Source organism: Streptomyces triticisoli, assembly GCF_003270085.1.
GTDB lineage: Bacteria > Actinomycetota > Actinomycetes > Streptomycetales > Streptomycetaceae > Streptomyces > Streptomyces triticisoli.
The window spans coordinates 1-5274 of record NZ_QFDQ01000201.1 but is presented as its reverse complement, the minus strand read 5'-3'; the positions used below and the strand labels follow the sequence as shown (position 1 = coordinate 5274).

General features: G+C 74.9%; 5 protein-coding genes and 1 pseudogene. 4 read left to right on the top strand and 2 right to left on the bottom strand.

What is annotated here, in order from left to right:
- Both DEP02_RS25630 and DEP02_RS25625 read left to right on the top strand, forming a co-directional pair.
- A pseudogene (locus tag DEP02_RS25630) lies at positions 1–221 on the top strand (MAB_1171c family putative transporter); the annotation flags it as partial.
- 26 nt (positions 222–247) lie between these two features.
- On the top strand, positions 248–1663 hold the full coding sequence (locus DEP02_RS25625) for an FAD-dependent monooxygenase (RefSeq protein WP_112470055.1): 1416 nt from the start codon (positions 248–250) through the stop codon (positions 1661–1663).
- 675 nt (positions 1664–2338) lie between these two features.
- On the opposite strand, the gene DEP02_RS25620 is transcribed toward DEP02_RS25625, so the two are convergent.
- Together DEP02_RS25620 and DEP02_RS25615 are read right to left on the bottom strand one after the other, a co-directional pair.
- Positions 2339–3184 carry an SMP-30/gluconolactonase/LRE family protein gene (locus DEP02_RS25620; protein WP_112470054.1) on the bottom strand — a complete coding sequence of 282 codons (846 nt, stop codon included), beginning with the start codon at positions 3182–3184 and terminating at the stop codon, positions 2339–2341.
- Entirely contained in the window at positions 3181–3954 is a 774-nt protein-coding gene (locus DEP02_RS25615) for an IclR family transcriptional regulator (RefSeq protein WP_112470053.1), read from the bottom strand. The genes DEP02_RS25620 and DEP02_RS25615 overlap by 4 nt, the downstream gene beginning before the upstream one ends.
- A gap of 117 nt (positions 3955–4071) precedes the next feature.
- Here DEP02_RS25615 and DEP02_RS25610 point away from each other — a divergent pair, with 117 nt between their 5' ends.
- Positions 4072–4668 (top strand): hypothetical protein, encoded by a 597-nt coding sequence (locus DEP02_RS25610; protein WP_438947797.1) that lies wholly within the window; start codon positions 4072–4074, stop codon positions 4666–4668.
- A gap of 268 nt (positions 4669–4936) precedes the next feature.
- A partial coding sequence (locus DEP02_RS25605; RefSeq protein ID WP_157977540.1) for an AMP-binding protein occupies positions 4937–5274 on the top strand: 338 nt, incomplete at its 3' end.

Genomic DNA, 5274 nt, shown 5'->3' with positions numbered 1-5274 from the left:
CCGCGCACGAGGCCCGGATCGCCGCGGAGGCGGCCATGCTCGCCGACGCCGCGCGCCGCGCCGCCGCCCGCGAGGAGCCGCTCGCGGCGCCGAGCGGCTACCGCCTCCACGCCACGGAGGTGTCAGGCACCTGCGGGCTGGTGGAACTGGCGCAGGCGCTGGTCCACCAGCCCGCCGAAACCGCCGTACGAGAAGGAACAGTGAGGACCTCCCATGGCTGAGCCCATGGCCGACTCCGAGGAGCCCCATGCCCCCTAGCCACCGCAGCCACCGCAGAGCTGTCGTCATCGGTGCCGGACTCGCCGGCATGCTGGCCGCGGCGGTGCTGTCCGACGCCGTGGACGACGTGGTCGTACTCGACCGCGACGACCTGCCCGAGGGGCCCGAGCACCGCAGGGGGCTGCCGCAGGGGCGCCACGCCCATCTGCTCATGGCCGGCGGCCTGGCCGCGATGGAGGAGCTGATGCCGGGCGGGAGCATACGGCAGCGGCTGCTGGCCGCGGGCGCCCGGGAGATACCGCTGGGCCACGGCATGGTGGCCCTGACCCCCGAGGGCTGGTTCCGCCGCTGGCGGCACGACGGGCCGACGATGCTCAGCTGCACGCGCGCGCTGCTGGACTGGACGGTGCGCTCCACCGTCCTCGCCCACACCGGCGCCGAGATCCGCAAGGTCCAGGCCGTGGGCCTGGCCGGCGACGCGGGGCGGGTGCGCGGGGTGCGGGTCGCGACCGCCGCCGGGGAGGAGGAACTGGCCGCGGACTTCGTCGTCGACGCGAGCGGACGCGGCTCGCGGGTCGTCACCTGGCTGCGGGAGCTCGGGGTCACCGGGGTGCGGGAGCGGACCGTGGACGCCGGCCAGGTCAACGCCACGCGCCTGTACCGTACGCCCGCGGGGGCCGAGCAGTTCCCGCTGACGATGGTGCAGTCCGACCCGTACGGGTCCCGGCCGGGCCGCAGCGGCATGGTGCTGCCGATCGAGGGCGACCGCTGGATGGTCAGCCTGGCCGGCACGCGGGGCGGCGAGCCGCCGGCGGACCCCGAGGGGTTCCTGCGCTACGCCCTCGACCTGCCCTCCCCGATCGTGGGCCGGCTGGTCTCCGGCGCCGAACCCCTCACCGACGTGTACGTCAGCCGCAGCACCAGCAACATCCGCCGCTACCTGGAGAAACTGCCGCACTGGCCGGAGGGTTTCGTCGCCCTCGGCGACGCGATCGCCACCTACAACCCGGCCTACGGGCAGGGCATGTCGGTGGCCGCGTTCCACGCGCGGCTCCTGAACGAGGAGTTGCGCCGCTCCGGCCCGGACGGCCCCGGTCTGGCCCGCCGTGTGCAGCGCGGCGCCGCCCGTCCGGTCGACGCGGCGTGGACGGCGGCCGTCGGCCAGGACGTCTGGTACCCGGACACCCGCGGCGCCCGGCCCGGCCTCGCCGACCGGCTGGTCACGTCCTACATCCGCCGCCTGACGAGGGCGGCCACCGGCTCCTACCGCGCCGCGACCGCCCTCTGGGAGGTCACCAGCATGCGCACCGGCCCCGAGCGCCTGCTGCGCCCCGACACCCTGCTCAGCGTCCTCAACGGCCCCCTCCTCCCCCCGCTCTCCGGCCCTCCGTTCACGGCGGCCGAACGCAAGATCGTGGAGGAGCTGGACCGGACGGGGGGCTGAGCCCGCACGGCCGACGCGGGCCGGGTCGACTCCGGCCTCCCGGACCGGCCCATGGCGACCCGGCCCCGCACGACCGGGCCGGCCAGGACCGCGCCCCCGGCATCCGGGCCCCGCCCACACCGTTGGTACGGGAACAGAACCGTTCCTGGGCAGTGAGCGGGGTTGAGTCCGCGCACTGGCACGCCCCGAACGGTTGTGGGCGCACTGGTCGTCCCCCGCGACCGGAGGACGCTGATGGACGCCGCCGCATCCCGGGCGGCGACACGGATCCTGTCCGTGGTCCGGGCCGGGCGGGCGGCCCGCAGCCGGAGGCTGCTGATGTACACGCCTCAACGACCCGGCCTGTGGGAACGGCCAGAGGCGACGGGGAGGCCCTGAACCATCCCGCTGGTGGAGCAGGGGCCCCGCACTCCCCCAGAGGGGGCGCCCCCAGGCACCGCACCCGGCGTCCCAGATCGCACCGCCACGCCACCCCGACCGGCCCAGCACACCACAAGCCCGCAAGCCGGCCATCACACGATCGAGCTAAACCGACCTCGTACACGCTCCCCGACGAGCAGCTGCCAACCCCGGGAACGGACTCCCCCCCTCCCACTACGACGGGCGGCGGGGGTGCAGGGGGCGTAGTCCCCCACCGAGGGCCGGGGCGACCGGGCCCGGTCGTGGAGTCGGAGGTCAGCCTGCGAACGCCGGTTGGGGCAGGCCCCGGCCCGCGTCCCGTACCGCCAGGACCGAGCCGGACAGGGGGTGGGGTGTGCGCAGGCCCGTGCGGGCCGTGGTGATGTAGAGGTCGGTCAGGCCGGGGCCGCCGAAGGCGCAGGCCGTGGGGCGGGGGACGGGGAGCGGGAGCACCCGGTCCAGGGTGCCGGTGGGGGTGTAGCGGCGGATCGCGGCGCCGTCCCACAGGGCCACCCAGACACAGCCGTCGGCGTCGACCGTGAGGCCGTCCGGGAAGCCGGCGCCCTCCTCGATCCGGGCCAGGGGCCGCCTGCCGGTGGCCCGTCCGTCGTCGACGTCGAAGACGTCGATCCGGCGGGTCGGCGAGTCGACGTAGTACATCAGGCGGCCGTCGGGGCTCCAGCCGGTGCCGTTGCTGACCGTCGCGTCGGGCAGCACCACCTCGGCCGTGCCGTCGCCGGTGAGGCGGGTGAGGGTGCCGCCGCCCCGGGCCTCGTCGTAGCGCATGGTGCCGGCCCACAGGGAGCCGTCGGACGCGACGGCGGCGTCGTTGCCGCGGCGGCCGGGGACCGGGTCGTGGTGCAGCCAGCGGAAGGTGCCGTCGGGGTCCACCAGCCCCACCCCGTCGCGGAGGTTGAGGACGAGTCCGCCACCCGCGCGGGGCTTGGCCGCGCCCACGTGCTGCTCGGTGGTGCGGACCGTGCGCCGACCCGAGGCGGGGTCGTAGGTGTGCACCCGGGAGGAGAGGATGTCCACCCAGATCAGCCGCCCGGCCGCCGCGTCCCAGGTCGGTCCTTCGCCCAGTTCCGCCCGCGCGTGGACCGCAACCTCGTACGCCGTCATGCCGCCCCCCGGTGTCCGAGGCGCTCCGACAGTTCGGCGGCGCCCTTCGCGGCGAGCTGTTCCAGCTCCGCCCGGCGCTCCTCGCTCCAGCGGACCATGGGCACCGAGATGGACAGGGCCGCGACCACCTGCCCGGTGCGGTCGCGCACCGGCGCGGCCACGCACGAGACGTCCGGGTTGGACTCGCGGCTCTCCACGGCGATGCCCCGCCGCCGGATCTCGTCCAGGGCCTCGCGCAGGACGGCCGGGTCGGTAATGCTGTTCGGGGTCATCGCGGCCAGCTCGGCGCCGTCCGGGACGCGCGCGGCGAGCTCCTGCTCCGGGAGGGAGGCGAGCAGCATCTTGCCGACCGAGGTGCAGTGCGCCGGGAGGCGGCGGCCGGCCGCGGAGACCATGCGCACCGCGTGCGTGGAGTCGACCTTGGCGATGTAGATGACGTCGGTGTCCTCCAGGATCGCCACGTGCACGGTCTCGTCGCAGGTCTCGGCGACCGAGCGGGCGACCTGCCGGCCCTCGGCGGCGAGGTCGAGCTGCTCGGCGTAGCGACTGCCGAGCTGGTACGGGCGTACGCCGAGCCGGTAGCGTCCGGGCTGCCCGGTCACCGGGACGATGTACTTGCGGGCGGCGAGTGTGGTGACCAGCTCGTGCACCGTGGTGCGCGGCAGCTGCAGCCTGCGCACGATGTCGGGGGCGGAGAGCGTCCCGTCCCCGTCCAGGAAGAGTTCGAGTATGTCGAGAGCCCGGGTCACGGCAGGTACGAGGCGTCCCACGACCGGCCCCCTCTCTTGAAACCAGGCCTGTTCGAAATATCAACAGACGGTCGGAATGACGAACACAGGCTAGTCACGGCGGGTTGCCCGGGCAACGGGTGGGCAACGATGGATCCCATGCCCACGCCCTCCGGGAAGCACCCCGCCGCCCCCTTCACCCCGCTCGACTTCCAGCTGGTGCTGCTGCGCCGCATGGCCGACCACAATCCGGACCTGGTGGAGGACGCCCGCCGCACGCTGGGCGCCTCCCTCGCGGACCTGCGGGAGGCCAACAAGCGCTGGCAGGCGATGGTCCGCTCCCCGCGGTCCCGCGCGACGGCGGCTCGCTACCGCTCCGTCCTGGGCGAACCCGAGTCGACGACCGCCCGCCGCGTCGGCGACCTGGACTGCGAGGCCCGTCAGTGGCCCGTACCTCTCTGGCCCGACCTGCGCTTCGAGGTACTGACCGCCCCGGGCGGCCAGGTCTGGAACGAGTGGCTGGTCCGCGCCCCGGGAGCCGAGGGCCCCGACCTGCGCACCACCGACGACCTCACCCCCTGGTCCTGCACGGTCGACGAGGCGGCCCGCGCCTTCGCCCCGGCCCGCCCCCTGGAGGGCACGGCCCCGACCCGGTGGGGCCTGGCCTTCGCGGCCCCGGACGCCCGGGGCGTACGCCGGCAGGTCGTGGCGGAGTTCACCTGGGGTTTGTTGCAGCGGACGCGAATCAGCGAGTAGCGGCGGTGCTGGTGGTGAGGATCGCCTCGGCCACCGGGCCGACGGACTCCCCACCCTCGCACGGTTCCGCACAACGGTTCGGGCCGGGAACACTCGCCGTGCCTGTGCGGTGGCCGGCGTGGCGGTGGCACGACGTGACCAGGACGACATTGCCATGGCGGCGAACCACGTCAGTCTTGGGTAGGACGGAGGTGTCGTCCCTCGGACGGCACAGGAGTCGTCATCCCTCGGACGGCACGAGAGTCACAGAGTCACTAGGAGTCGTCGCGTGTCCTCCCTCTTCCCGGCTCTGACGGGTGATCCCGGTGAGCAGGTCGCCCTGCGGTTCGGCGACCGGTCGTTGACGTATGCGCGGCTCGCGGCGGCGGCCGGGGCGGTGGGCGCGAAGGTGCGCGGGCAGGGGCGGGTGGCCGTGTGGGCGGCTCCGGGGCCGGAGACGGCCGTCGGGGTGGTGGGCGCGCTGCTGGCCGGGGTGGCCGCCGTGCCGCTCAATCCGAGGTCCGGCCAGAAGGAGCTCGGGCACATTCTGGGCGACAGCGCGCCGTCGGTGGTGCTGGCGGCGGCCGGGGACGAGCTTCCGGCCGCGCTCGCCGGGCTGGAGCGGGT

Bases quoted from the DNA above. Each gene is read 5' to 3' on its own strand.
- DEP02_RS25625 (WP_112470055.1), top strand. From the start codon at position 248: ATGCCCCCTAGCCACCGCAGCCACCGCAGAGCTGTCGTCATCGGTGCC.
- DEP02_RS25620 (WP_112470054.1), bottom strand. From the start codon at position 3,184: ATGACGGCGTACGAGGTTGCGGTCCACGCGCGGGCGGAACTGGGCGAA.
- DEP02_RS25610 (WP_438947797.1), top strand. From the start codon at position 4,072: ATGCCCACGCCCTCCGGGAAGCACCCCGCCGCCCCCTTCACCCCGCTC.